General features: G+C 70.7%; 25 protein-coding genes and 1 pseudogene. 14 read left to right on the forward strand and 12 right to left on the reverse strand.

Annotation, left to right across the window (positions count from 1 at the left end):
* The first annotated feature begins 207 nt into the window (after nucleotides 1–207).
* From ACH4TV_RS41660 to amaP, 8 genes are all read left to right on the forward strand, one after another.
* Nucleotides 208–429 carry a helix-turn-helix domain-containing protein gene (locus ACH4TV_RS41660; protein WP_006123601.1) on the forward strand — a complete coding sequence of 74 codons (222 nt, stop codon included), beginning with the start codon at nucleotides 208–210 and terminating at the stop codon, nucleotides 427–429.
* Nucleotides 430–545: 116 nt separating this feature from the next.
* Nucleotides 546–1,352, forward strand: coding sequence for an enoyl-CoA hydratase/isomerase family protein (locus tag ACH4TV_RS41665; RefSeq protein WP_398406589.1), 807 nt, complete (start codon nucleotides 546–548; stop codon nucleotides 1,350–1,352).
* Nucleotides 1,353–1,476: 124 nt separating this feature from the next.
* Nucleotides 1,477–2,637 (forward strand): pyridoxal-phosphate dependent enzyme, encoded by a 1,161-nt coding sequence (locus tag ACH4TV_RS41670; RefSeq protein ID WP_398406590.1) that lies wholly within the window; start codon nucleotides 1,477–1,479, stop codon nucleotides 2,635–2,637.
* Nucleotides 2,638–2,745: 108 nt separating this feature from the next.
* On the forward strand, nucleotides 2,746–3,246 hold the full coding sequence (locus tag ACH4TV_RS41675) for an Asp23/Gls24 family envelope stress response protein (protein WP_398406591.1): 501 nt from the start codon (nucleotides 2,746–2,748) through the stop codon (nucleotides 3,244–3,246).
* A gap of 38 nt (nucleotides 3,247–3,284) precedes the next feature.
* Nucleotides 3,285–3,470 carry a hypothetical protein gene (locus ACH4TV_RS41680; protein WP_398406592.1) on the forward strand — a complete coding sequence of 62 codons (186 nt, stop codon included), beginning with the start codon at nucleotides 3,285–3,287 and terminating at the stop codon, nucleotides 3,468–3,470.
* A gap of 5 nt (nucleotides 3,471–3,475) precedes the next feature.
* Nucleotides 3,476–3,889, forward strand: coding sequence for a hypothetical protein (locus ACH4TV_RS41685; protein WP_398406593.1), 414 nt, complete (start codon nucleotides 3,476–3,478; stop codon nucleotides 3,887–3,889).
* Nucleotides 3,886–4,584: a DUF6286 domain-containing protein gene (locus tag ACH4TV_RS41690; RefSeq protein WP_398406594.1), complete on the forward strand. Its 699-nt coding sequence runs from the start codon at nucleotides 3,886–3,888 to the stop codon at nucleotides 4,582–4,584. The genes ACH4TV_RS41685 and ACH4TV_RS41690 overlap by 4 nt, the downstream gene beginning before the upstream one ends.
* A 6-nt stretch (nucleotides 4,585–4,590) precedes the next feature.
* Nucleotides 4,591–5,169 carry an alkaline shock response membrane anchor protein AmaP gene (amaP, locus tag ACH4TV_RS41695; RefSeq protein WP_398406595.1) on the forward strand — a complete coding sequence of 193 codons (579 nt, stop codon included), beginning with the start codon at nucleotides 4,591–4,593 and terminating at the stop codon, nucleotides 5,167–5,169.
* A gap of 105 nt (nucleotides 5,170–5,274) precedes the next feature.
* Here amaP and ACH4TV_RS41700 read toward each other — a convergent pair whose 3' ends face one another.
* The 5 genes from ACH4TV_RS41700 to ACH4TV_RS41720 all read right to left on the reverse strand — a co-directional run bounded on the left by ACH4TV_RS41700 (nucleotide 5,275) and on the right by ACH4TV_RS41720 (nucleotide 10,207).
* Complete coding sequence (locus ACH4TV_RS41700) at nucleotides 5,275–6,030, reverse strand: SDR family oxidoreductase (RefSeq protein WP_398406596.1); 756 nt, start codon at nucleotides 6,028–6,030, stop codon at nucleotides 5,275–5,277.
* 5 nt (nucleotides 6,031–6,035) lie between these two features.
* Nucleotides 6,036–7,889: a glycoside hydrolase family 15 protein gene (locus tag ACH4TV_RS41705; protein WP_398406597.1), complete on the reverse strand. Its 1,854-nt coding sequence runs from the start codon at nucleotides 7,887–7,889 to the stop codon at nucleotides 6,036–6,038.
* 62 nt (nucleotides 7,890–7,951) lie between these two features.
* On the reverse strand, nucleotides 7,952–8,758 hold the full coding sequence (locus ACH4TV_RS41710; RefSeq protein ID WP_398406598.1) for an SURF1 family protein: 807 nt from the start codon (nucleotides 8,756–8,758) through the stop codon (nucleotides 7,952–7,954).
* A gap of 70 nt (nucleotides 8,759–8,828) precedes the next feature.
* The gene (locus ACH4TV_RS41715) at nucleotides 8,829–9,062 is read right to left on the reverse strand and encodes a hypothetical protein (RefSeq protein ID WP_164413017.1); all 234 of its coding nucleotides are present in this window, start codon (nucleotides 9,060–9,062) and stop codon (nucleotides 8,829–8,831) included.
* 158 nt (nucleotides 9,063–9,220) lie between these two features.
* Nucleotides 9,221–10,207: a DEDDh family exonuclease gene (locus tag ACH4TV_RS41720; protein ID WP_398406599.1), complete on the reverse strand. Its 987-nt coding sequence runs from the start codon at nucleotides 10,205–10,207 to the stop codon at nucleotides 9,221–9,223.
* 154 nt (nucleotides 10,208–10,361) lie between these two features.
* On the opposite strand from ACH4TV_RS41720, the gene ACH4TV_RS41725 reads away from it, so the two are divergent.
* Together ACH4TV_RS41725 and ACH4TV_RS41730 are read left to right on the forward strand one after the other, a co-directional pair.
* The gene (locus tag ACH4TV_RS41725) at nucleotides 10,362–11,231 is read left to right on the forward strand and encodes a sterol desaturase family protein (RefSeq protein ID WP_398406600.1); all 870 of its coding nucleotides are present in this window, start codon (nucleotides 10,362–10,364) and stop codon (nucleotides 11,229–11,231) included.
* On the forward strand, nucleotides 11,228–11,935 hold the full coding sequence (locus tag ACH4TV_RS41730) for a lysoplasmalogenase (protein ID WP_398406601.1): 708 nt from the start codon (nucleotides 11,228–11,230) through the stop codon (nucleotides 11,933–11,935). The genes ACH4TV_RS41725 and ACH4TV_RS41730 overlap by 4 nt, the downstream gene beginning before the upstream one ends.
* Here ACH4TV_RS41730 and ACH4TV_RS41735 read toward each other — a convergent pair.
* From ACH4TV_RS41735 to ACH4TV_RS41750, 4 genes and pseudogenes are all read right to left on the reverse strand, one after another.
* Nucleotides 11,901–12,929, reverse strand: a complete 1,029-nt coding sequence (locus tag ACH4TV_RS41735) for a CopD family protein (protein ID WP_398406602.1) — start codon at nucleotides 12,927–12,929, stop codon at nucleotides 11,901–11,903. The two genes, ACH4TV_RS41730 and ACH4TV_RS41735, sit on opposite strands and share 35 nt — an antisense overlap.
* Nucleotides 12,930–13,005: 76 nt before the next feature.
* Nucleotides 13,006–14,379: pseudogene (locus tag ACH4TV_RS41740) on the reverse strand (hypothetical protein).
* A gap of 114 nt (nucleotides 14,380–14,493) precedes the next feature.
* Nucleotides 14,494–16,023: a S8 family peptidase gene (locus ACH4TV_RS41745; protein WP_398406603.1), complete on the reverse strand. Its 1,530-nt coding sequence runs from the start codon at nucleotides 16,021–16,023 to the stop codon at nucleotides 14,494–14,496.
* Between the two features lie 67 nt (nucleotides 16,024–16,090).
* A complete protein-coding gene (locus ACH4TV_RS41750; protein WP_398406604.1) occupies nucleotides 16,091–17,626 on the reverse strand; it encodes a S8 family peptidase in 1,536 nt (511 codons plus the stop codon).
* A 460-nt stretch (nucleotides 17,627–18,086) separates the two neighbouring features.
* Between ACH4TV_RS41750 and ACH4TV_RS41755 the strand changes: the two genes are divergently transcribed.
* The 3 genes from ACH4TV_RS41755 (at nucleotide 18,087) to moaA (ending at nucleotide 21,250) form a co-directional block, all read left to right on the forward strand.
* Entirely contained in the window at nucleotides 18,087–18,443 is a 357-nt protein-coding gene (locus ACH4TV_RS41755; protein WP_398406605.1) for a DUF485 domain-containing protein, read from the forward strand.
* Complete coding sequence (locus ACH4TV_RS41760) at nucleotides 18,440–20,065, forward strand: cation acetate symporter (protein ID WP_398406606.1); 1,626 nt, start codon at nucleotides 18,440–18,442, stop codon at nucleotides 20,063–20,065. Before ACH4TV_RS41755 ends, ACH4TV_RS41760 begins: the two co-directional genes overlap by 4 nt.
* A gap of 195 nt (nucleotides 20,066–20,260) precedes the next feature.
* Nucleotides 20,261–21,250, forward strand: coding sequence for a GTP 3',8-cyclase MoaA (moaA, locus tag ACH4TV_RS41765; protein ID WP_398406607.1), 990 nt, complete (start codon nucleotides 20,261–20,263; stop codon nucleotides 21,248–21,250).
* 17 nt (nucleotides 21,251–21,267) lie between these two features.
* On the opposite strand, the gene ACH4TV_RS41770 is transcribed toward moaA, so the two are convergent.
* Together ACH4TV_RS41770 and ACH4TV_RS41775 are read right to left on the reverse strand one after the other, a co-directional pair.
* Nucleotides 21,268–21,507, reverse strand: a complete 240-nt coding sequence (locus ACH4TV_RS41770) for a hypothetical protein (protein ID WP_398406608.1) — start codon at nucleotides 21,505–21,507, stop codon at nucleotides 21,268–21,270.
* A 255-nt stretch (nucleotides 21,508–21,762) separates the two neighbouring features.
* Entirely contained in the window at nucleotides 21,763–22,161 is a 399-nt protein-coding gene (locus tag ACH4TV_RS41775) for a DUF3099 domain-containing protein (RefSeq protein ID WP_398406609.1), read from the reverse strand.
* Between the two features lie 245 nt (nucleotides 22,162–22,406).
* Here ACH4TV_RS41775 and ACH4TV_RS41780 point away from each other — a divergent pair, with 245 nt between their 5' ends.
* Nucleotides 22,407–22,682, forward strand: a complete 276-nt coding sequence (locus ACH4TV_RS41780; protein WP_398406610.1) for a GlsB/YeaQ/YmgE family stress response membrane protein — start codon at nucleotides 22,407–22,409, stop codon at nucleotides 22,680–22,682.
* A gap of 75 nt (nucleotides 22,683–22,757) precedes the next feature.
* Here the strand turns inward: ACH4TV_RS41780 and tyrS are convergent, their stop codons facing one another.
* Nucleotides 22,758–24,023 carry a tyrosine--tRNA ligase gene (gene tyrS / locus ACH4TV_RS41785; RefSeq protein ID WP_398406611.1) on the reverse strand — a complete coding sequence of 422 codons (1,266 nt, stop codon included), beginning with the start codon at nucleotides 24,021–24,023 and terminating at the stop codon, nucleotides 22,758–22,760.
* Nucleotides 24,024–24,052: the final 29 nt, after the last annotated feature.

Here is a 24,052-nt window from a genome sequence, read left to right on the forward strand (position 1 = left end):
GCCGTCGCACGTTCCTGACCAGGCAATTCACGAAACAACTCGTTCGGCCGTACGGACATCTTTGTAAGGAATGGCAAATTCCGCTTGTGGGGATGCGCTCCTGTCGTCAAAACCTTGTCTCACGGACCTTGCCGAATGGGTGGCCATGAGGCGCTTGAGGGGTGATCATGAGAGGAACCAGAGCGCACTTCCCACGAGGAGGCACGGGTGGCCGAGACTCTGAAGAAGGGCAGCCGGGTAACCGGCGCCGCGCGCGACAAGCTCGCGGCAGACCTGAAGAAGAAGTACGACTCCGGTGCGAGCATTCGAGCGCTGGCCGAAGAAACCGGTCGCTCGTATGGCTTCGTACACCGGATGCTCAGTGAGTCGGGCGTCACGCTCCGTGGGCGTGGCGGGGCGACGCGGGGTAAGAAGGCCGCGTCGGCCTGAGCCCGGTGGCTCGTCGGCTTCGATGGTGACCACCCGGTCGGTCCACTGACCGGCCGGGTGGTTACTGTGCAGTCACTTAGCTTCGCTCTGCTGACCGCACTTATCGGAGGCGCCCCATGGCTTCGCCCGAAAAGGACCTCCCCGGTCCCGTACTCGACAAGGACGGCGTCCGGCTCACCGTCGACGGCTCGATCGCCACGGTGACGCTGGCCAACCCGGCCAAGCGCAACGCGCAGAGCCCCGCTCTGTGGCGGGCGCTGGCCGAGGCGGGCCGGCTGCTGCCGGGGACCGTGCGGGTCGTCGTGCTGCGTGCCGAGGGCAAGTCGTTCTCGGCCGGGCTCGACCGGCAGGCGTTCACGCCCGAGGGGTTCGACGGCGAGCCGTCGTTCATCGACCTCGCGCGAAGCGACGACGCCACGCTGGACGGGACCATCGCCGAGTACCAGGAGGGCTTCACCTGGTGGCGGCGCAGTGACCTCGTATCCATCGCCGTCGTCCAGGGGCATGCCGTTGGCGCGGGTTTCCAGCTCGCGCTCGCCTGTGACCTGCGCGTCGTCGCCGACGACGTGCAGTTCGCCATGCGCGAGACCAGCCTGGGCCTGGTCCCCGACCTGACGGGCACTTATCCGCTCGTCGGGCTGGTCGGCTATGCCCGCGCGCTGGAGATCTGCGCGACGGGCCGCTTCGTCCAGGCCGAGGAGGCCGTGGGGACGGGCCTCGCCAACATCGCCGTACCGGCCGACCAGCTCGACGACGCCGTACGCGACCTGTCGTCCGCACTGCTCGCCGCGCCCCGCGACGCCCTCGTCGAGACGAAGGCGCTGCTGAGCGGCGTCCAGGGCCGGACGTACGACGAACAGCGCACCGCCGAGCGTGCCGCCCAGGCGCGTCGGCTGCGGGACCTGGCAGGCGTCGGCGACTGACGCGCCCGCCCACGCCTGCACACGTGCGGGGCCGCCCCCGGTGGGCGGCGGCCCCGCACGGAACCGGCCGATCTGGCCATGCGAGCTCTTCGCGAGGCGGGTGTGCCGCACTACGGTCGTCACCGTGGCCACTTCAGAGACGCGGTACTCGCCGACGGCACCGGCCGTCACCCAGAACCCCGCCCTCCACTCCCTCGTCTGTCTGCGCTGCGAAGCCCGTCACCCGGTGGCGGACCTCCCGCAGGGCTGCCCGGCCTGCCTGGAGAACGGCACCCCGGCGAACGTGGTCTGCGCCTACGAGCCGTCCAACGGCTCCACCCCAGCCACCCCCGCCGCCTCGGGCGTACGTCTGCCGTACTCGGTCCCGTTCACCCTCGGCGAGGGCAATACACCTCTGCTGCGTCCTGGCGCCGACATCGCCGGGGACCTCGATCTGTGGCTCAAGTGGGAGGGCGCCAACCCGACCGGCTCGCACAAGGACCGCTTCAGCGCGGCGGTCGTCGCCCGCGCCCTGTACGCCGGGTACGAGACCGTGGCGGCGGCCTCCTCCGGGAACGCGGGCGTGTCCCTGGCCGCCTACTGCGGGCGCGCCGGCCTCGGCTGCGAGATCTCCGTCACCGAGGACACCCCCGGACACGTCGTCGGCCTGATGCGCGACCTGGGCGCCGATGTCGTCGTCTTCCCCACGGCGGGGGCCCGTTGGCGTCACCTGGCCGGACATCTGGAGTCGCCGGGCGTGCTGCCGGTCACCAACTTCCGGCTGCCGCCGGTCGGCAGCAGCGCGTTCGGCATCGAGGGCTACAAGACGCTCGCCGCGGAGATCCTCGCCGATCTGGCGGGCCGGTGGCCGGACTGGGTCGTCGTCCCCACCTCACGCGGAGACCTGGCCTGGGGTCTCCACCTGGGCTTTCGCGAACTGTGCGGGGACCGTCCGGTGCCACGTCTGTGCCTGGTGGAGCCGTTCCCCAGAGTGTCGGCCGTCCTCGACGGCGCCGATCCGCACGGCGACTTCCCGGGCTCGACCGCGGTCATGCCGTCCATCGGGGGCAACTCCGTGGCACTCCAGGCGGTGGAGGCCGTACGCCGTTCCGCGGGGCGGGCCCAGGTCGTGGACGACGACACGGTGGCCGCCGAGACCCGCCGCCTGTGGCGCACCGGCCTGCCGCTCGAACCGAGCAGCGCGGCGGCTCTGGTAGCGGTGGCCGACGCACGCGCCGCCGGGGCGATCGCCCCCGGTTCACTGGTCGTGGCGGTGACCACGGCACACGGCCTGAAAGGGATGTGAACGACACCGGACCACTTCCCCTTCGCCTGCCTGCCGCATCCCCGGCGCGTGTCCGCCCGACCCCGCTTACTGTGGGTCGAGGAGGACGACCGAAAGGGATGTACGGCTATGACCGACATGACCGAGCGGAACCGGCCGGAGCAGCCCGGGGGCGAGGGCGACGACCCGCCGCCCGCCCAGCTCCGGAAGCCGAACGTCACCAAGCGCGGCGGGGGTGCCCCGGCCGACCGGGGGCGCACCACGATCGCCGACGGGGTCGTCGAGAAGATCGCCGGGCTCGCCGCCCGTGACGTCCTCGGTGTGCACGCCATGGGCAGCGGCTTCTCGCGGACCTTCGGCGCGGTCCGCGACCGGGTGCCGGGCGGCGCCTCGAAATCCGTCACCCGTGGGGTGAAGGCCGAGGTCGGCGAGGTACAGACGGCCCTCGACCTGGAGATCGTCGTCGAGTACGGCGTCTCGATCGGCGATGTCGCCCGGGCCGTGCGCGAGAACGTCATCGCGGCCGTCGAGCGCATGACGGGCCTGGAGGTCGTCGAGGTCAACATCGCGGTGACGGACGTGAAACTGCCCGACGAAGAGGAAGAGGAACCCGAGCCCCGGCTGCAGTGAAGGAAGGGTTCGGAAAGGGATCGGGAAGGCAGGGCAGCATGAGCATCGCCGTGATCGGCATGATCGCCGGAATGGCGCTGGGATTCGCCGGGTACTTCGGCGGATTCGGAGCGTTTCTGCTGGTGGCGGCCCTGGGCGCCCTCGGCTTCGTCGTCGGCCGGTTCCTGGAGGGCGACCTGGACCCGGGTGACTTCTTCCGCACCCGCGGCGACAGACGACGGTGACGCCGGTGACCGAGGAGCAGCCCGACGAGGGGCGGCCCGGTGAGGTACGTACACCCGGCAGCGCCACGACGGCCGTGCCGCCGGGCGAACGCGGTGCCACCCGGATCGCCGACCGGGTCGTCGCGAAGATCGCCGCGCAGGCGGCCCGCGAGGCGCTGGCCGAGCTGCCCCCGGACGCGGTACCCCCGCACGCCACGGTCGTCGTCCACCACGACCGGGCCCGCGTCCGTGTGAGCCTCGAACTCCCGTACCCCTCCGATATCGGTGGCCAGTGCGCCACTGTGCGTCGTCGGGTCACTTCGCGGGTACAGGCATTGGCGGGAATGGAGGTGCCGGAGGTCGCCGTCGAGATCGAGCGGCTGCATCCGGTACAGACGCACGGTCCGGCACCGGGGAAGGCACAGGGGAGGACGCGATGAGCGAGCCCCAGGGCTCCGAAGGCACCGAGAGCACCCAGCGACTGCCAGTACTGGAGAAAACGGCCGACGCTTCGGCCGACACCACCGGGCCGGGACAGGCCTCGTCCGCCGCCGACTACGACCCCCTGCCCACCCTCGGCGACGGGGACGCCGGAAACGGCCGCTTCTGGTCGGCGCGCAGGGTCCCCGCCGCCTTCCTCGCGCTGCTGCTCCTCCTGGGCGCGGGCGCGTTCCTCTACGACATCGCCGCCGTACGAGCCGACCGCCCCGGAATGAGCTGGCGCAGGTCACTGGCCAGGCAACTCGCCGAACGCCCCCTCGACGACACGTGGGTGCTGGTCGGCGCCGGGATCGCCGTCGCCCTCGGCGCCTGGCTGCTCGTCCTCGCCGCCACGCCCGGCCTGCGCGGTGTCCTGCCGATGCGGCGCACCCACGCCGACGTCCGGGCGGGCCTGCACCGGGCGGCCGCCGCGATGGTGCTGCGCGACCGGGCCGTGGAGGTGTCGGGGGTGCAGTCCGTCCGGGTCCGGATGACCCGTACCAAGGCCGACGTCAGCGCGGTCTCCCACTTCCGCGAACTCGACGACGTACGGGCCGATCTGGACGATGTGCTCGCCGACGCGATCAGGAGCCTGGGCCTGGCCCGGCCGCCCGCCCTGTCGGTGCACGTCACCCGGCCCGGCCGGAAGGGGTGAGGACGGATGTTGCGCATCGTCAACCGCGTACTGCTGGGACTCGGGGGGCTGGCCCTGGTCGTCATCGGCGGCTCGGTGCTCGCCGTCGGCCTCGGCGCGTCCTGGCCCTCGTGGTGGATCCACGACGACCGTCACGACGTGCTGCTGAGCCACGCCGAGCGAACCCACTGGCGGGACGACGCCTGGTGGTGGCCGACGGTCCTGGCCGTCCTGGCCGCCGTGGTCCTGCTGGCCCTGTGGTGGCTGGCCGCGGTACTCCGCCGACGCCGACTCGCCGAGGTCCTGGTGGACACCGGCGACGGCGAGGGCGCCCTCCTGCGGGGCCGGGCGATGGAGAGCGCGGTGGCCGGAGAGGCGACCCGCCTGGACGGCGTGGAACGCGCCCAGGTCACCCTGACCGGCCGGCGCACAGCCCCGGAGGCCCGCGTCCAACTACTGCTCCAACCCCACGCGGCCCCGGGAAACGCCGTCCACCGCCTCACAACAGAGGCCCTGGCCAACGCCCGCGACTCAGCAGGCCTCAAGTCCCTCCCAGCAGAGGTAGACCTGAGGGCCGTCAAGCACCGCGCAGAAAGGGTCAACTGACAATCAGGGTAAGGGCAACTCCCTAGGGGCGCGGGGCTGTGACATTTGCGGCTCCGCCGCGTGGGCGCGACAAGCCACAACGCACCCGCAGTCGAAAACAGCGCTTCAGAACCCGTGCCGCATCCCCCCGTCAACAGGCACCATGACCCCCGTCAGATAGCTCGCCGCAGGCGACAACAAAAACGCCGCCGTACGCCCGAACTCCTCCGGCCTCCCATACCGCCGCAAAGGAATCCGCGCCTCGTTGGCCACCCGAGTCGCCTCAGGATCCGCAGACAACGCGTCCAGCTCCCGCACGCGATCCGTGTCGATGCGCGCCGGCAGCAGCCCCACCACCCGAATCCCGCGCGGCCCCACCTCGTCCGCGAGCGACTTGGCGAAGCCGGCCAGCCCGGGACGCAGGCCGTTGGAGATGGTCAGCCCGGGGATCGGCTCGTGCACCGAGCCGGAGAGCACGAAGCCGACGACCCCGCCCGCCTCCAGCTCAGCCACCGCCGTACGGGCCAGCCGTACCGCCCCGAGGAACACCGAGTCGAACGCGGCCCGCCACTGCTCGTCCGTGTTGTCGGCGACGAACCCGGGCGCCGGACCGCCCACGCTGACGAGGATGCCGTCGAAGCGCCCGAAGTGCTCGCGGGCCGCCGCGACGAGCCGCTCCGCGACCTCCGGGTCGGCGTTGTCCGCGGCGATGCCCACCGCCCCCGGGCCCAGGGCGGCAGCCGCCTCCGTGACCACCTTCTCGTCCCGCCCCGTGATGATCACCTTCGCGCCGTCGGCGACGAGCTCGCGTGCGGCGGCGTTGCCCAGTCCGCGGGTGGCTCCGGTGACGACGTACACCCGGTCCTTCAGTCCAAGATCCATGGTCCCTATCCTGCCCGGTCCTCCCCGTACAGGGCGAGGGCGGTGTTGACGAGGCCGATGTGGCTGAACGCCTGGGGGTAGTTGCCGAGGTGGCGGTCGGCGACCGGGTCGTACTCCTCCGAGAGCAGCCCCACGTCGTTGGTGAGGCCGACCAGGCGTTCGAAGAGCTCGCGTGCCTCCTGCGTGCGGCCGGTCATGTGCAGGGCGTCCGCCAGCCAGAACGAGCAGGCCAGGAACACGCCTTCGGAACCGGGCAGCCCGTCGACGGGTGGCCCCTCCGTGCTGTAGCGGCGTACGAAACCGCCGTGCCCCAGCTCGTCCCGGACGGCGTCGATGGTGCCGACGATCCTCGGGTCGTCCGGCGGCAGAAAGCCGACGCGGGGCAGGAGCAGCACGGCGGCGTCGAGTTCGCGCGAACCGTAGAACTGCGTGAACGTGTTCCGCTTCGCGTCGTAGCCGCGCTCGCACACCTCCTGGTGCACCTCGTCGCGCATCGCCCGCCAGCCGTCCAGGTCGCCGCTCAGCTTCGGGTTGAGCTCCACGGCGCGGACCGCGCGGTCGGCGGCGACCCAGGCCATCACCTTGGAGTGCACGAAGTGCCGGCGCGGGCCGCGTACCTCCCACAGCCCCTCGTCGGGCTGCCGCCACGCCTTCCGCAGGAACTCCATCAGGGCGACCTGCACCCGCCACATGTGCGGCTTGGACGGCAGCCCCGAACGCCGGGCCAGCGCCAGCGAGTCGATGACCTCGCCGTACACGTCGAGCTGGAGCTGCCGTACGGCCGCGTTGCCGATCCGCACCGGGGCCGAGCCGCCGAACCCGGGCAGCCAGTCCAGCTCGAACTCGGGCAGCCGGCGCTCGCCGCCGAGGCCGTACATGATCTGGAGGTCCGCCGGGTCGCCCGCGACCGCGCGCAGCAGCCAGTCGCGCCAGCACTCGGCCTCCTCGTGGTAGCCCGCCGACAGCAGCGCGTTCAGGGTGAGCGTGGAGTCGCGCAGCCAGCAGTAGCGGTAGTCCCAGTTGCGGACACCGCCGAGTTCCTCGGGCAGCGAGGTGGTGGGGGCGGCCACGATCCCGCCGGTCGGCTGGTACGTCAGCGCCTTCAGAGTGATCAGCGAGCGCACGACGGCGTCCCGGTGCGGCCCCTCGTACGTGCAGCGTGCCGTCCAGGCCTCCCAGTCCTCGACGGCCGTGTCCAGAGCCTCGTACGGGTCGACGAACGGCGGATGCGGCTCGTGCGAGGGATGCCAGGTCAGCACGAACGCGACCCGCTCGCCCTCGGCGACGGTGAACTCCGAGTGCGTGGTGAAGTCCCGGCCCCAGGTGCGCACGCCTTCGTCGGTACGCAGCCACACCGCGTCCGGCCCCGCGACGGCCACCCGGTGTCCGTTCTGCCGGCGCATCCACGGCACGATCGACCCGTAGTCGAAGCGCAGCCGCAGCGTGCTGCGCACGGTCACCTCGCCGCGCAGGCCCTCGACGATGCGTACGAGATCGGGGGCGCGGTCGCGCTGCGGCATCAGGTCGGTGACCCGTACCGCGCCGTCGTCGGTCTCCCACTCGGTGTCGAGGACGAGGGTGCCGGGGCGGTAGCCGCGCCGGGTGCACCGGTCGGCGCCCTCGGGGGCGATTCGCCAGTGCCCGTTGCGCTCGTCGCCGAGCAGCGCGGCGAAGCAGGCGGCCGAGTCGAAGCGGGGCAGACAGAGCCAGTCGACGGAACCGTTCATGCCGACGAGTGCGGCGGTCTGGTGGTCGCCCACGAGGGCGTAGTCCTCGATACGGGGGATGCCGTGGTTCTGGATGCGGTGATTCCGGTGGGGGTGCACGACGGGCGGGTTCCCGGTGCGGGGCCCCGGCATTCGGGCGTGTGCGTCCTGTCACACGCCGAGGCCCCAACTGTTACGTCACCCGGCCGGTCGCATCACACGGCGGCGGGTTCGCTGTCCGGTGACTCCTGCGTTTCGCGCGCCGCCGCCGCGGCCTCCGCCCGGTCCCGCCGTTCACGGCGCACCAGGATCACCCAGCCCAGGGGGACGGCCGCGGAGAACAGCCACCACTGGATGGCGTAGGCGTAGTTCAGCGCGGCGTTCTCGTCACCGGGCTTGCCGAGCAGCTCGGGGGTGTCACCCTTCGGCTCGGGCGTCGTCAGCACGACGTAGCCGCCGAGCACCTCGGCGCCGAGCCGCCGGGCCTCCTGCTCGCTGTTGATCAGCATGATCTGGCGGTCCGGCAGCCCCTTGAGGTTCTTGATGCCGCTCGCCGCGGTCGTCTCGGCGGGCATCAGGCGCCCGGTGACGGTGATCTCACCCTTCGGGGGCGCCGGGATGCTGGGGAACGCGGTCTGGCTCGGGCCGTCTGCGGGAATCCAGCCCCGGTTGACCAGCAGGACCTTGCCGTCGGCCAGGACGAAGGGGGTCAGGACGTGGTAGCCGACCTCGTCGTCGGAGTTGGTGCGGCGCCGGACGACGACCTCGTCATCGGTGTCGAAGCGACCCTTCGCGGACACCGTGTGGTACCGCTCGCCGGTGGTGACGGTGTGTCCGGGGGAGGTCAGCTCCTCCACGGGCACCGGCTTCGCGGACAGCGCGTCGGCGACCAGCTGGTTGCGGGCGGTGCGCTCTTCGTAGCGGTGCATCTGCCAGATGCCCAGCCTGATCATCGTGGGGATGAGGAGGAGGGAGACCAGCGTGAGGATCACCCACTGCCGGGACAACAGGAAGCGGTACACCCCACTGACGGTACAACTCGCCCGTGGGGTGTTTTCAGGGGGGTACGGACAGGCCCAGGACCCGGGCCTCTCAGACCCTGTCGATGATCCCCACCCTCCCTTCCGCGCGAGCGCAGTGCGCCCCGCAGTACCAGTGACCCTCGGCTTCGACGCCCTGACCGATGATCTGGACGCGACAGTGTTCGCAGATGGGTGCCATGCGGTGGATGGCACAGGCGAAACAGTCGAAGACGTGCACCGAGCCCTGCGCGTGCACCTCGAAGGTCATCCCGTAGTTGTTCCCGCAGACTTCACAACTGGCCATGCGCCACAGGGTGGGACCCGGGGCGCCGCCACGCGAGCGGGCAGGCGGTGACGGGCCCCACAATCACCCGTCTGACGTCCGTGAGGAGGGGAGGGAGGGGAAAAGGGAGAGGTGGGGAAGTGAGGGGATGAGAGGGGACGGGAGGGCTTGCGGTGCGGTCAGGCGGGCTCGATGTCCCGCAGCAGCTGCCCGAACGCCGCCTCGTCGACGACCGGTGTGCCGAACTGCCGGGCCTTGACCACCTTCGAGGTCATGGAGTCGGGGTCGTTGGTGACGAGCAGGCTGGTCAGCCGGGACAGACTCGTCGCGACATGCAGGCCCGCCTCGACGGCCCGGTCCTCCAGCAGGTCGCGCTCGACCGAGGTGTCCCCGGAGAAGGCCACCCGCATGCCCTGCTTGAGTGGCTTGCCGTCCACGAACCGCCCCGGGTTGGGGTACGGGCACGCGGGCCGCTTGCGGGAGGGCCGCCAACTGGTCGGCTGGTAGCTCCCGGAGGCCTGCCGTCCGATCTGCGGGCGCGCGGAGCCGGTGGAGCCGGACGACCACTCCGTCAGCGGCCGGCACTCCAGCAGCGGCAGCCGTACGCCGCCCCGGGCCGCCGCGTGCAGACTGGGCCGGAACGCCTCCGCGAGGACGCGTGCGTCGTCCAGCGCGTGGTGGGCGCGCTGCTGGACGACCCCGAAGTGCGCGGCCAGTGTCTCCAGCTTGTGGTTGGGCAGCGGCAGCCCCAGCTCCTTGGAGAGCGCGATGGTGCACAGCCGCTGCCGCACCGGCGCCTCGCGCTCCGCGCGCGCGTACTCCCTGGCGATCATCGACCAGTCGAAGACCGCGTTGTGCGCGACGAGCACCCGCCCGTCGAGCCGGGACGCGAACTCCTCGGCGATGTCGACGAAGAGGGGGGCGCCCTCCAGCACGTCGCTCGTCAGCCCGTGGATCCACGTCGGCCCGGGGTCCCGCTCCGGGTTGACCACCGTGTACCAGTGGTCCTCGACCTCGCCGCGCGCGTCGAGTCGGTAGACGCCGGCGGAGATTATCCGGTCGTCCCGGGACAGACCGGTGGTCTCGACGTCAACGACCGCGTATCCCTGGGGATAAGCGGTCGGCCACGGTGCGGGGGACGGCGCGGGAGAACGGTCTTCGAGCATGGTTTTAGAGGATAAGGGCCACGACTGACAGCGCTGACCCCGGCCTGTGGGACGGAGGTTGGTGGACACCACCAACAAGCAAGCGCGTACTGCCCTGAATACTTGTCAGTAACAGCGTCTATGCGCCACCTTCCGGCCGCCCTAACGTGCAGCCATGCCCAACCTCCCCGACGTCGTGGCCTGGTCGATACCCGCCTTCGTGCTGCTCACCGTCATCGAGATGATCAGTGTCCGGATCCACCCCGACGAGGATGCCGCCGGGTACGCGGCCAAGGACGCGGCGACCAGTGTCGGGATGGGGCTCGGGAGTCTCGTTCTCGACCTCCTCTGGAAGATTCCGATCGTCGCCGTCTACACGGCGATCCACGAACTCACCCCCCTCCGCGTCCCCTTCCTGTGGTGGACGGTCCCGCTCATGCTGCTCGCGCAGGACTTCTTCTACTACTGGTCCCACCGCGGCCACCACGTCGTCCGCATCCTCTGGGCCTGCCATGTCGTCCACCACTCCAGCCGGAAGTTCAACCTCACCACCGCCCTGCGCCAGCCCTGGACCACGCTCACCGTCTGGCCGTTCTACGTCCCCCTCGTCGCCCTCGGTGTGCACCCGGCGGCGCTCGCCTTCTGTTCCTCGGTGAACCTCGTGTACCAGTTCTGGATCCACACCGAGCGCATCGGCAGGCTGCCGCGGGTGTTCGAGTTCGTCTTCAACACGCCCTCCCACCACCGGGTCCACCACGCTTCCCAAGGCGGCTACCTGGACCGCAACTTCGGCGGGATCCTCATCGTCTGGGACCGGCTCTTCGGGTCCTTCACCGCCGAGACCGAGCGGCCCGTCTACGGGTTGACGAAGAACATCAACACGTTCAACCCGATCAAGGTCGCCACTCATGAGTACGTCGCGATCGTCAACGACCTTAAGATGGCACGCAGTTGGCGTGAGCGCGCCGGCCGGCTGTTCCGAGGACCCGGCTGGCAGCCGGCGCCCGCGCCGCGGCAGCCGGCCGAAGAGACCGTCGTCGCGTGAGGCCGGCCCGCGTTCTCCTGGCCGCCTTCGCCCTCACCGCAGCAGCCGACCTGGTCTCCCTCGCGGCCGGCTCCGACACCGGGCACACCCTCGCCAAACCGCTCCTGATGCCCCTCCTCGCCGCCCACGCCCATCTGCGCGGCGCTCCCCGCCTCCTCCTGGCCGCCCTCCTCCTCGGCTGGGCCGGCGACGTCCTGCTCTTGTCCGGCACCGACTCGGCGTTCCTGGCCGGCATGGCGTCCTTCGCGGCCGGTCACGTCTGTTACCTCGCCCTCTTCAGGACGTACGGCAACGACTGCCGCACCGCGAACGGCACCCCACGCGCGCATGGGGCATGGAAACGGAAGCAGCTCGCCGGGGCCTACCTCCTGGCCTTGGCCGTCACCCTCGCCGCCCTCTGGCCCGGGCTCCCCGCCGAACTCCGCGTCCCCGTCGCCGGGTACAGCCTCCTGCTGACCGCGATGGCCTACAGGGCCACCCGGCTCGGCCTCCTCGCCGGCGTCGGCGGCGCGCTCTTCCTGCTCTCCGACACCCTCATCGCGACCGGTGTCGCGGACCTGCCCCAGCTCCCCGCCCCCGACTTCTGGATCATGCTCACGTACCTCGCGGCCCAGTGGCTGCTGGCCGGCGGCGTACTCGCGGCGGCAGAAACCGCGACCCACCCACCGGTCACGTCCAGCGGATCGGCACCGGCAGTGCCGTGAGCAGCCCCGACACCGCGACCACCAGCCCCAGCGCGACGACCTCGGCGCGCGCGGGGGACCAGGCGGCCTGCGGATCGGCCGCCCGGCGCAGCCGCAGCCGCGCCCACAGGGCGAGTACGGCGACGGCGGCCACGACGATCACCTTGGCGAGCAGCGTGCGGCCGTACGCCGTCGACGTCAGCTGCTCCAGGACCGTGTCCGACGGCATCCGGCGCAGCGTGCTCCAGATGCCCGTCGCGGTGATCAGGGCGAGCAGCACGGCAGCCACGCGCGCGTAGAGGCCCAACAACGCCACGCGCGCGCCGCTCTCGGCCTCCCAGAGGGGCAACGTCCGCAGTACGTACAGCAGTCCGCCCACCCACAACGACGCGCACGTGAGGTGGACGAGCGTCAGCGCCGAGCCGGTCAGCGGATCGAACTCCGTCGTCGGATGGGCACGCAGCGCCTCCGCCACGGCCACCGCCGCCAACGGCCAGACCTGGGTCGCCGGGCGGGCCGAGAGGGCGCACAGACCCGCCGCGGCGAACCCGTTGACCTCCAGCAGCGCGAGCTTGCCGTCCCGGGACTCGTACAGGCCGCCCACATCGATCGCGGCCGGGCTGTCCGGTACGAGGTTGCCGGTCGCCACCACTGAGGCGAGGCCCAGCGCGGCGACGAAACCGACACCGGCCGCGTACGGCGCCCAGGCGCGCGCCCGCTGCGGCGGCGCCCCGGGCAGCCTCCCGGCCAGCCGGTGCACGAACAGCTCGCCCACCGGAACGCACAGCGCCGCGAACAGCACCGCCCGCAGCAGCGCGATACCGCCGGTACCGGGGGCGGCGGCCTCCCCGGTGCCGTCCAGCGCGGCGGACGGGCCGAGCAGTGGTATCAGCGCGGCCAACGCCACCAGCACGAGCACGGCGACGGCCGGCCCGATACCGGGGCGCCCGGTTCCCGGCGTTCTCGCGGGGCCGCCCGCGTCGGCGGCCCCGTCTGTCGGTCGTATCAAGCCCACCCCAAGGTCCTCACCAGCCGTAGTACGTCTCCGGTCGTCCCGGCGACTCACTTCGGCACCCCACCCCGAGCACTACTTAACCCCAGTGCGCCCGATCCGTCCCCCAAACCCCGGGAGGCCGTGCCCAGTCGACGGGCCCGCCCGCGAAGGAGACCGGCCCGAGTGCGTAGCGCAACCGCCCCAGCGGGCTGTCCCGCTCGGCGAGCCATGCCCCCGGCCCGTCGTACACGGAGCCCGCGATCGCCGCCTGCCCCTGTTCCGCCCCGCCCGTCAGCCACCCCGCCGTCCGGGCCAACGCCAGCCGCACGAACCGGCTGCCGCCCTCCGTCATCTGCTCGCTCAACGCCCGCAGCACCCCCGCCGCCAGCAGATACCCGGTGCCGTGGTCGAGCGCCTGCGCGGGCAGCGCCCCCGGCTCCTCCATCGACCCCTCGATCGCCGCGACGCCGGTGGCGACCTGCACCAGGGTCGTGCGCAGTGCCCCTGATGGCCTGTGCATCCTTGGTGCGACTGGGTATCACGGGGTGGTGCTCAATGTGGTGCGATCGGGCTTTTTTGGAACTTTCCGGTGACTGTGCGTCCCTGAGGTGCAGGAGCGGGGTGGTGTGCCCGGTAGCGTGCGTGTCACTGTGAGGCCGGTGGGAGCAGCAATCACGATTCCGGTCTCCTTGAGGATCCGCCCCGTGCCCAGGAAAGCGACGCGGGGTCCCCGCCCCGCCCGGGTCCGTACCGGAGCGGAAAGCGTCCGGCGGGGCGGCTGCCCCAGCCTCCCGAATTGCCGCAGCCAGCGGTGCCACAGGCGGCAGGTACCGCACACGATGAGCACCCGTCCCGCACCCGGCGGCGACGGCCCACGGTCCACCGGCAGGCGTCCACACCCCGCCAGCACCACGGACCGCTTCCCGGCATCCAGGAAAACCCAGGATCATCCAGGAAGCCTCAGCTCATCAGCGACGCTGTCGAAGCCCCGCCGCCCACCCCAGGGCCCGTACGCACCCCACGCCGACAACTGCGCCACGACCACCCCTGAGCGCGGCGGCGACGGACGCCGGGTCCTCGGGCGTGCCCAGGGCCGCGAGAAGCCGTGCCCGGTGGTGCGGGTAGTTGGCGTGGGTGCGCACCCAGCCGTCCGCCAGAAGCGCGACAGCGGCGCGAAGGAGACCGGTGCGCGTCCGTCGATCAGCAGGTGCCGCTCACTGACGAACGCGGTGGCGACCGCGCCGTCGTCCACACGGGCCGCGGGCACCTCGGGCAGCCCGGCGCGCAGGGCGCCCAGTTCGGCGGCGGCCAGCGCGCACGCGCCGACGCAGGCGCGCGCCAACTCCCGTACCGGAAGCCGCGCTTCGAGCGCTCCCAGGCGTGCGACGGTCGAGAGCCGGGGGAGGAGGGCGGGATCGCCGCCCAGTGCGTCCCAGGCGTACGCCACGTCCGGTGCGCGGAGGTCAGTCATGTCTGCACTATGCCGTGTGTACCGGATCAATACATGTACTGGACCAACATGACGGGCCGGGCGGTCCATTGACCGCCCGGCCCGCTCACGGGGTTGACCCTGCCTGCGTATGCCCTACTTCGTCACCGCGTCCAGCGCGTCCGCGATGCCGTGGCCGTAGAAGCCGTTGTAGTTCTTCGGGCCCTCGCACACCGCGTCGACCTTGCCGTCGCCGTTGATGTCGTACGGGTCCGTGCACGCCGTGTCGTCCGCCTCCGCGTACAGGAGCGCCTTCACCAGGGCGGCGGGGGCGTACGGGTGCGTCGACTTGATCAGGGCGGCGACGCCCGCGACATGGGGGGACGCCATCGACGTACCGGCCATGTAACCCCAGGTTCCGCCGGGCAGCGGGCCGAGGATCAGACCGCTGGTGGCCGGCGGGGCCGGGGTCTGGTAGCGGGTCGAGTCGCCGCCGGGGGCGGCTATGTCGATGACGCCCCGGCCGTGGTTGGAGAACGACGACTTGATGCCCTTGGCGCCGGTCGAGGCGACCGTCACCACGCCCGGGAGCTGGGTCGGGATGTCGAGGCACTCGGACGGGTCGATGACCCGGTCCGACGGCGTCGCGTCGTTCGGGGAGACCGGGTCGGTGATCTCGTCGGCCGCGAGGTCGTAGTTCTCGTTGCCGGCCGCCGCGACGTTGACGACTCCCTTGCCCTCCGCGTACAGCGAGGCCCGGGTGATGGCGTCGACCAGGGCCTTCTGGTCCGGGTCGTTCTTGCAGTTGAAGTACCAGGGGTCGGTGTAATAGCTGTTGTTCGTGACGTCCACGCCGTGCTCGGCCGCCCACACGAAGCCGCAGACGACGGCCTCCGTGTAGAAGTAGCCGGCCGTGGTCGACACCTTGATGCCGGACACCTTCACGCCCGGCGCGACGCCCGTGACGCCGACACCGTTCTTGGCGGCGGCGATCTCACCGGCCACGTGCGTGCCGTGCGGGCTCTCGCCCGTGCCCGGCCGCCAGGCCCCGTCGGTGGTGTCGGGCTTGCCCGTCACGCAGTTGACGGAGGCCGCGCGGTCGAAGTTCGGCGCGATGTCCGGGTGGGTGTCGTCGACGCCGGTGTCGATCACGGCGACGGTCACCTTGGAGCTGCCGAGCGACTTCTCGTGCGCCTTGTCCGCCTTGATGGCGGGCAGGTCCCACTGCAACGGCTCCAGCGGGTCCTGGGCCGCGGTGGCGTCGGCGGTGGCGCTCGCGACCTCCTCGGCGGAGAGCACCTTCGGGGTGCCCACGTCGGTGGTCGACTGCGCGGGCAGCGGCGCGTTGCGCGTGTTGCCGGCCGACTGCACACCGTGCACCGTGCGGATGACCTTGGCGAAGTCGGGGTTCGCCGAGTGGACGACGATCACCCCGATCCGGTCGTACGACGTCACGATCGTGCCGCCGGCCGCGGCGATGGCCTGCTTCACCTTGGGGGAGGGGCCGAACCCGGGAAACACGTTGACGACATAGCTGAGCGAGGTCGCGTCGGCAGCAGTGGCCGCGGCGGGCGTGGCGTCGGCCGCGACGGCGTTCAGGTTCGGCAGGAAGGCGAACGCGGTCGCCATGGCCATCCCGACCGGGATCGCCATGGCACGACGGGAGCGCGGGTGAGGCGCGGTCATAGGGTCTCCAGTTCCTTCGTTCGTGGGAGGTGCGGGCCGTGCGGGAAGTCTCGGAGAGCGGAGACGGTTACTGGACCGCGCGCAGCGCGTTGACGATCCCGAACCCGAAGAATCCGTTGACCTGATCGCCGCCCTCGCACACCGCCTCCGGCGTGCCGTCACCGTCCTGGTCGTACGTGTCGGGGCAGCCGGGGTTGTCCGCCTGGACCTTCAGCAGCGTCTGGAGCTGGGCCGGGGTCGCCCACGGGTGCTTCGACTTCAGCAGCGCGGCGACGCCCGCGGCGTGCGGCGAGGCCATCGAGGTGCCCTGCAGGAAGCCGTACTCACCGTTCGGCATGGTGGACAGGATGCGGCCGTTCTGCGACGGGGTGTCCGGTATCTGGTACTTGCGGTCGCCGCCGGGGGCCGCGATGTCGATGACACCGTTCCCGTAGGTGGAGTAGTACGACTTGACGTTGTCGACGCCCGTGGCGCTCACCGTGACGACACCCGGGAGCTGAGTCGGTACGTCGAAGCACTCGTGCGGGTCGATCGTGCGCGTGACCGGCGTCGAGTCGTCGGGGCTGGTTTCGTCGACGATCGCGTCGGAGTCCAGGTCGTGGCTGGAGTTGCCCGCCGACGCCAGGTTCAGGGTGCCCTTCTTCTGCGCGTACAGCTGCGCCCTGTTGACCGCGTCGACGATGGCCCGCTGGTCGGGGTCGTCCACGCAGTTGTACAGCCACGGGTCGACGTAGTAGCTGTTGTTCGTGATCTCGACGCCGTGATCGGCGGCGAACACGAAGGCGCACACCACGCTCTCCGGGTAGAAGAGCCCGTTGTCCGGGTCGCTCACCTTGATGCCGGAGACCTTCACTCCGGGCGCGACCCCGGCGACGCCGATGCCGTTGCGGGCGGCGGCGATCTCACCGGCGACGTGCGTGCCGTGGTAGTCCTCGGCGGTGTACGGGCGCCACGCACCCTCGCTGGTGTCCGCGACGCCGCCGACGCAGTTGGCCGACTGGGACGCGGAGAAGTTCGGGGCGAGGTCGGGGTGGGTGTCGTCGACGCCGGTGTCGATCACGGCGACGGTGACCTTGCGGCTGCCCGGGTTGATCTTGGCGGCCTTGTCGGCGCCGATCGACCGCAGGTCCCACTGGTCGGCTTCGAGGGGCTCGCTCTCGGGGGTCTTGGCCGACGCGGCCTTGACCTTGGCTGCCTCCGCGGCCGTCAGATAGTCCGCCGCACCCTCGTCCGTCGTGCCGGCGGCGACCAGCGGGGTGGTCCGGGTGACACCCGCGGACTTCACCCCGCGCGCCGCGCGGATCTCCGCCCCGAAGGAGGGGTTCGTGGAGTGGACGACGATGACACCGATCTTCCCGTACGTGACCACGACCGTGCCGCCGGCCGCGGAAATCGCCTTCGTCACCGCCCCGATCGTGTGACGGTCGGTGCTCTTGGTGTTGACGACGTACGCGAGGTTCGGACCGTCCGCGGCCTGGGCGGCGACGGGGGCGGCCGGCTCGGCGGCCGACGCGGCCACGGGCAGGAAGCCGAGGGAGGCGGTCAGGGACAGCACGACCGGCACCGCGAGAGCGAGCCGACGTCTGGAGCGCAGATGAGCCATGGGATCTCCACATCATCCGGAAACGAAACCGGCCCGAGCAAGGATGGTTGCCGGGCGGGCGCGTAGCAGGGACGGACAAGCGAGTACGCGCGAAAAGGCGGGCGCGGGCGCATGGCCCGCACCGGCGATTTGCAGGTACATGACGGGTGGTACAGGGCGAAGCTATCCCGCGTCGTCGCTGGCCAGCAATGACTTCCGGAGATCAGTTCGGAAAGAACCGCAGGGAGTTGAACCGGTCCTCGCGTGGCGCCGTGACCTTGGACAGGGAGCACGAGCACGATCGGGCCCCTGTCGGATCACGCGTGGGGGCCCTACCATCGCGAGCCGACCCCCCCTGTGATCCAGATCACCGCGAGGTCAGAAAAGAGCCATGTCCGTTCCGAGCCCGACCCCGTCCCCGGACGAGCATTCACCACCCCCGTCCACTGTCGTGACCGCACCCGCAACGCGAGGAGACTCCGTGGCTACCGACGCACCGCCCCCCTCGAAGACAGAACCCCACCTCCCCTCCACGGAGGAGTTCGTCGAGGTGCAGCAGAGCGCCGAGTTCGGTGAACTGCGCCGCGCCCACCGCTCCTTCGCCTTCCCGCTGACCGTCGGCTTCATCGCCTGGTACCTGCTGTACGTCCTGCTGTCGAACTACGCGGGCGGCTTCATGGGCACCAAGCTCTTCGGCAACATCAACGTCGCCTTCGTCTTCGGCATCGCCCAGTTCGTCACCACGTTCCTCATCGCCTGGTGGTACGCGCGGTACTCCTCCGCGAACCTCGACCCGAAGGGTGAGGCGATCAAGTCCCGGATGGAGGGCGGCGCATGAGCCCCGTACAGCAGAGTGTTCTCGCCGCCGGGGAGGCCAGCGAGCACCGGCCGCTGATCATCTCCCTGTTCGCGGTGTTCGTCGTCGCGACCCTCATCATCACCGTCTGGGCGGGCCGCCAGACCAAGAGCGCGTCCGACTTCTACGCCGGCGGGCGCCAGTTCACCGCCTTCCAGAACGGCCTCGCGGTCTCCGGCGACTACATGTCCGCCGCGTCCTTCCTCGGCATCGCGGGCGCGATCGCCCTCTTCGGGTACGACGGCTTCCTGTACTCCATCGGCTTCCTCGTCGCCTGGCTGGTCGCCCTGCTCCTGGTCGCCGAGCCGCTGCGCAACTCCGGCCGCTACACGATGGGTGACGTCCTCGCGTACCGCATGCGCCAGCGCCCGGTCCGCACGGCCGCCGGTACGTCGACGATCGTCGTCTCGATCTTCTACCTGCTGGCCCAGATGGCAGGCGCGGGCGTCCTCGTCTCGCTCCTCCTCGGCATCACCTCCGACGCGGGCAAGGTCGCCATCGTCGCCCTCGTCGGCGTCCTGATGATCGTGTACGTCTCCATCGGCGGCATGAAGGGCACCACCTGGGTCCAGATGGTCAAGGCCGTGCTGCTCATCAGCGGCACGATCCTGATTACGTTCCTGGTGCTGCTGAAGTTCAACTTCAACATCTCCGATCTGCTCGGCACCGCCGCCGAACGCAGCGGCAAGGGCGACGCGTTCCTGGAGCCCGGCCTCCAGTACGGCGCCACCGGCACCTCCAAGCTGGACTTCATCTCCCTGGGCATCGCCCTGGTCCTGGGCACCGCCGGTCTGCCGCACATCCTGATCCGCTTCTACACGGTGCCCACGGCCCAGGCTGCCCGGAAGTCCGTGATCTGGGCGATCGGCATCATCGGCGGCTTCTACCTGATGACGATCGCGCTCGGCTTCGGCGCCGCCGCGCTGATCGACCAGAAAGAGATCACCGACTCCAACCCATCCGGCAACACGGCCGCGCCGCTGCTCGCCCTGCACATCGGCGGCGTCGACTCGGCCTGGGGCGCGGTGCTGCTCGCGACGATCTCGGCGGTCGCCTTCGCGACGATCCTCGCCGTCGTCGCCGGCCTCACGCTCGCCTCGTCGTCGTCCTTCGCGCACGACATCTACGCCAACGTCATCCGCAAGGGGAAGGCCACCGACAAGGAGGAGATGAAGGCAGCCCGCTGGGCGACCGTCTTCATCGGCATCGTCTCCATCGCCCTGGGAGCCCTCGCCCGCGACCTCAACGTGGCCGGCCTGGTGGCCCTGGCGTTCGCGGTGGCGGCCTCCGCCAACCTCCCGACGATCCTCTACAGCCTGTTCTGGAAGAAGTTCACCACCCAGGGCGCCCTGTGGTCGATCTACGGTGGCCTGATCGTGGCGGTCGGCCTGGTGCTGTTCTCGCCGGTCGTCTCCGGCGACCCGAAGGCGATGTTCCCGGACGTCGACTTCCACTGGTTCCCGCTGAAGAACCCCGGCATCATCTCCATCCCGTTCGGCTTCCTCATGGGCTGGCTCGGCACGGTCCTCTCCAAGGAGGAGCCCGACGCCGGCAAGTACGCGGAGCTGGAGGTGCGGTCCCTCACGGGAACCGGAGCGCACTGAGATCCGTTCACCGGGCACGAACCGCGCCGGCCGCGTCGTAGGGAACTACGCCGCGGCCGGCGCGTGTCCCAGGGGATCTCGTGGCATCGGGCCACCCTCGATGTCAGTGGGGTCACGTAGGCTCGGGGGTATCGGAGAACAACGCTCCGTCATGTGCCCAGTCACGTGATCAGCTACGAGGGAGGGGGCCCACACGTGCTCATCGACACCTTCGGCCGGGTGGCCACCGACCTGCGCGTTTCCTTGACCGACCGCTGCAACCTGCGGTGCACGTACTGCATGCCCGAGGAGGGTCTGCAGTGGCTGGCCAAGCCCGACCTTCTCAACGACGACGAGATCGTCCGCCTCATCGACATCGCCGTGACCCGCCTCGGTATCACCGAGGTCCGCTTCACCGGCGGCGAGCCCCTGCTGCGCCCCGGCCTGGTCGGCATAGTGGAGCGGGTCGCCGCTCTGGCTCCCCGCCCCCAGATGTCCCTGACGACGAACGGCATCGGCCTGGTCCGCACGGCGACCGCCCTGAAGGCGGCGGGCCTGGACCGGGTGAACGTCTCCCTGGACACCCTGCGCCCTGACGTCTTCAAGACCCTCACCCGCCGCGACCGCCACAAGGACGTCATCGCGGGCCTGGAAGCCGCCCGTGAGGCCGGCCTGACCCCCGTGAAGGTCAACTCGGTCCTGATGCCGGGGCTCAACGAGGACGAGGCACCGGACCTCCTCGCCTGGGCGGTCGAGCACGACTACGAACTGCGCTTCATCGAGCAGATGCCCCTGGACGCCCAGCACGGCTGGAAGCGCGAGGGCATGGTCACCGCCGGCGACATCCTCACCTCCCTCCGTACCCGCTTCGACCTCACCGCAGAGGGCACCGACGAGCGCGGTTCGGCCCCCGCCGAGCGCTGGCTGGTGGACGGCGGCCCGCACCGCGTGGGCGTCATCGCCTCCGTCACCCGCCCGTTCTGCGCGGCCTGCGACCGCACCCGCCTCACGGCCGACGGCCAGATCCGCACCTGCCTCTTCGCCCGCGAGGAGACAGACCTCCGCGCGGCCCTGCGCTCGGACGCCCCGGACGAGGAGATAGCCCGCATCTGGCAGCTGGCCATGTGGGGCAAGAAGGCGGGCGCCGGCCTGGACGACCCGTCGTTCGTCCAGCCGGACCGGCCGATGTCGGCCATCGGAGGCTGAGCCGACGTTCGCGCGGGTCAGCCTTGGCTGTCCCGCTCCGACGCCGACTCCCATTCCGCGAGCGGTACGACGTCCTTCAGGAACCCCCGCACCCCCAGAAACTGGGACAGGTGCTCGCGATGCTCCTCGCAGGCCAGCCACGTCTTGCGCCGCTCCGGCGTGTGCAGCTTCGGGTTGTTCCAGGCGAGCACCCACACGGCGTCCGCCCGGCAAGCCTTGGCGGAACAGATGGGGGAGTCGGGGTCAGGACCGATCATCCACTGACCCTAACCCGGCGGAAACCGCGCTCAAAAAGGCGACGCCGAGCAGCCACGGGGGGAGCTGCCCGGCGTCGGTCTGTCGCTCCGACGGGGGATGCGGAGCGCGTACGAAGTATGTCACGGGTGACCGTCCGACCGGCACCGGAACAACATGATTGATCTGAGCTTTTCTTGAGCTTGGTCCGGAGTCGGCTTCCGTTTTCACCGCCCCGCAACGGAGACCGTCAGGACGCCGTGCGGGCCGGATTCCGGTCAGACCCCGTCGCGCGATTCGCCCGGCGCACCGGCCGTCGGAACAGCCCCGGCGTCTTCCGCTGCGTCTTCCGCGAAGCCCTCTTCCGGCCGCGGCGGCGCGATCATCGGCCGTGCCGGAGCCGTCACGAACGTCGACGGGAGCCCCGGCGCGTTCTCACGGCCCGCGTTGGCGATCACCACGGAGATGTAGGGGAGGACCATGCCGAGAACCAACGCCACGAACGCGACGTGCCGTTCGACGTTCCAGAGGACCGCCGCGAGGATCACCGCCACCGTGCGCACGGACATGGAGATGATGTACCGGCGCTGTCTGGCGCGTACATCGTCGGCGAGCCCCTGCCGGGCACCGGTGATCCGGAAGACCTCGGCGCCGCCACCGCTGCTGTGCTTCCGCATCACGTTCCACCATCCACCCGAATCGGACACGCCCCGGCCCGTACCCGCGCCGGACCCGGTCGGGGGACCTGGCCCGGACACGTTCCACGTTACGCCGCGCCTGCGCCGCCTACGAGACCGGGGCACCTTCCACCGTGGTGACAGGCCTCCGCCGTACCGCGTACAGATGTCCCAGACATGCGCCGTAGCGCGAACGGGCCGACACTGGGCGAAATGCTCACGTAGAGCCGTACGAGGAGGCAGCCATGGGCTGGTTGTGGGCGATCATTGTGGGACTCGTGCTGGGTCTGCTGGCCAAGGCGATCATTCCGGGCAAGCAGCACAGCCCGCTCTGGCTGACGACCGTCTTCGGCATTCTCGGCGCCATCGTCGGCAACGCGATCGCACGAGGTATCGGCATCGAATCGACGAGCGGCATCGACTGGGGCCGCCACGCCCTCCAGCTCGCGGCAGCGGTCGTGATCGTGTTCCTGGGCGACATGGCGTACGCGACGATGCGCGGGAGGAGACGGCGGGCATAGCGGTACGTGTGAAGGGGCGGCCCCTGTCGACAGGGGCCGCCCCTTCACACGTACTCGCTCAGTCGCTCGACCCGGTCAGCCGGTGACCTCCACCGCCGCCAGGTTCTTCTTGCCCCGGCGCAGCACCAGCCACCGCCCGTGCAGCAGGTCCTCCTTCGCGGGGACGGCGTCCTCGGCGGCGACCTTCGTGTTGTTCACGTAGGCGCCGCCCTCCTTCACCGTGCGCCGCGCGGCCGACTTGCTGGCCACCAGCCCGACCTCGGCGAACAGGTCGACGACCGGTCCCGCCTCGGCGACCTGGATGTGCGGCAGCTCGGAGAGAGCCGCGCTCAGCGTCCGCTCGTCGAGCTCACCCAGCTCGCCCTGGCCGAAGAGAGCCTTGGACGCGGCGATCACGGCGGCCGTCTGCTCGGCGCCGTGCACCAGCGTCGTCAGCTCCTCGGCGAGCGCGCGCTGCGCGGCCCGCGCCTGCGGACGCTCCGTGGTCTGCGCCTCCAGCGCCTCCAGCTCCTCGCGGGACTGGAAGGACAGGATGCGCATGTACGTCGAGATGTCCCGGTCGTCCACGTTGAGCCAGAACTGGTAGAACGCGTACGGCGTCGTCATCTCCGGGTCGAGCCAGATGGCGCCGCTCTCGCTCTTGCCGAACTTGGTGCCGTCCGCCTTGACCATCAGCGGCGTCGCCAGGCAGTGCGCCTGGGCGTCGGGCTCCAGCCGGTGGATCAGGTCGAGGCCCGCCGTGAGGTTGCCCCACTGGTCGCTGCCGCCCTGCTGGAGCGTGCAGCCGTACCTCCGGTACAGCTCCAGGAAGTCCATGCCCTGGAGCAGCTGGTAGCTGAACTCCGTGTAGCTGATGCCCTCCTGGGACTCCAGCCGCCGGGCGACCGAGTCCTTCGTCAGCATCTTGTTGACCCGGAAGTGCTTGCCGATGTCACGGAGGAACTCGATGGCCGACAGGCCGGCCGTCCAGTCCAGGTTGTTCACCATCACCGCGGCGTTCTCGCCCTCGAAGGACAGGAACGGCTCGATCTGCGCACGCAGCCCGGTCACCCAGTTCGCGACCGTCTCCGGGTCGTTCAGCGTGCGCTCCGCCGTGGGGCGGGGGTCGCCGATCTGGCCGGTCGCCCCGCCCACCAGGGCCAGCGGACGCAGGCCCGCCTGCTGGAGGCGGCGCATGGTGAGGACCTGCACCAGGTGGCCGACGTGCAGACTGGCCGCGGTCGGGTCGAAACCGCAATAGAACGTGACGGGACCGTCCGCGAGCGCCTTGCGCAAAGCGTCCTCGTCAGTGGACAGGGCCCACAGCCCGCGCCACTTCAGCTCGTCGACGATGTCCGTCACGGTTCTCGTATCTCCTTGTGAATGGTCTT

It is taken from the genome of Streptomyces sp. NPDC020898 (genome assembly GCF_044333925.1).
Classification (GTDB): Bacteria; Actinomycetota; Actinomycetes; order Streptomycetales; family Streptomycetaceae; genus Streptomyces.

Coding starts and splice junctions, on each gene's coding strand:
- ACH4TV_RS41665 (WP_398406589.1), top strand. CDS start 546: ATGGCTTCGCCCGAAAAGGACCTCCCCGGTCCCGTACTCGACAAGGAC.
- ACH4TV_RS41675 (WP_398406591.1), top strand. CDS start 2,746: ATGACCGACATGACCGAGCGGAACCGGCCGGAGCAGCCCGGGGGCGAG.
- ACH4TV_RS41680 (WP_398406592.1), top strand. CDS start 3,285: ATGAGCATCGCCGTGATCGGCATGATCGCCGGAATGGCGCTGGGATTC.
- ACH4TV_RS41690 (WP_398406594.1), top strand. CDS start 3,886: ATGAGCGAGCCCCAGGGCTCCGAAGGCACCGAGAGCACCCAGCGACTG.
- amaP (WP_398406595.1), top strand. CDS start 4,591: ATGTTGCGCATCGTCAACCGCGTACTGCTGGGACTCGGGGGGCTGGCC.
- ACH4TV_RS41700 (WP_398406596.1), bottom strand. CDS start 6,030: ATGGATCTTGGACTGAAGGACCGGGTGTACGTCGTCACCGGAGCCACC.
- ACH4TV_RS41705 (WP_398406597.1), bottom strand. CDS start 7,889: ATGCCGGGGCCCCGCACCGGGAACCCGCCCGTCGTGCACCCCCACCGG.
- ACH4TV_RS41715 (WP_164413017.1), bottom strand. CDS start 9,062: ATGGCCAGTTGTGAAGTCTGCGGGAACAACTACGGGATGACCTTCGAG.
- ACH4TV_RS41720 (WP_398406599.1), bottom strand. CDS start 10,207: ATGCTCGAAGACCGTTCTCCCGCGCCGTCCCCCGCACCGTGGCCGACC.
- ACH4TV_RS41725 (WP_398406600.1), top strand. CDS start 10,362: ATGCCCAACCTCCCCGACGTCGTGGCCTGGTCGATACCCGCCTTCGTG.
- ACH4TV_RS41745 (WP_398406603.1), bottom strand. CDS start 16,023: ATGACCGCGCCTCACCCGCGCTCCCGTCGTGCCATGGCGATCCCGGTC.
- ACH4TV_RS41750 (WP_398406604.1), bottom strand. CDS start 17,626: ATGGCTCATCTGCGCTCCAGACGTCGGCTCGCTCTCGCGGTGCCGGTC.
- ACH4TV_RS41760 (WP_398406606.1), top strand. CDS start 18,440: ATGAGCCCCGTACAGCAGAGTGTTCTCGCCGCCGGGGAGGCCAGCGAG.
- ACH4TV_RS41770 (WP_398406608.1), bottom strand. CDS start 21,507: ATGATCGGTCCTGACCCCGACTCCCCCATCTGTTCCGCCAAGGCTTGC.
- ACH4TV_RS41775 (WP_398406609.1), bottom strand. CDS start 22,161: ATGCGGAAGCACAGCAGCGGTGGCGGCGCCGAGGTCTTCCGGATCACC.
- ACH4TV_RS41780 (WP_398406610.1), top strand. CDS start 22,407: ATGGGCTGGTTGTGGGCGATCATTGTGGGACTCGTGCTGGGTCTGCTG.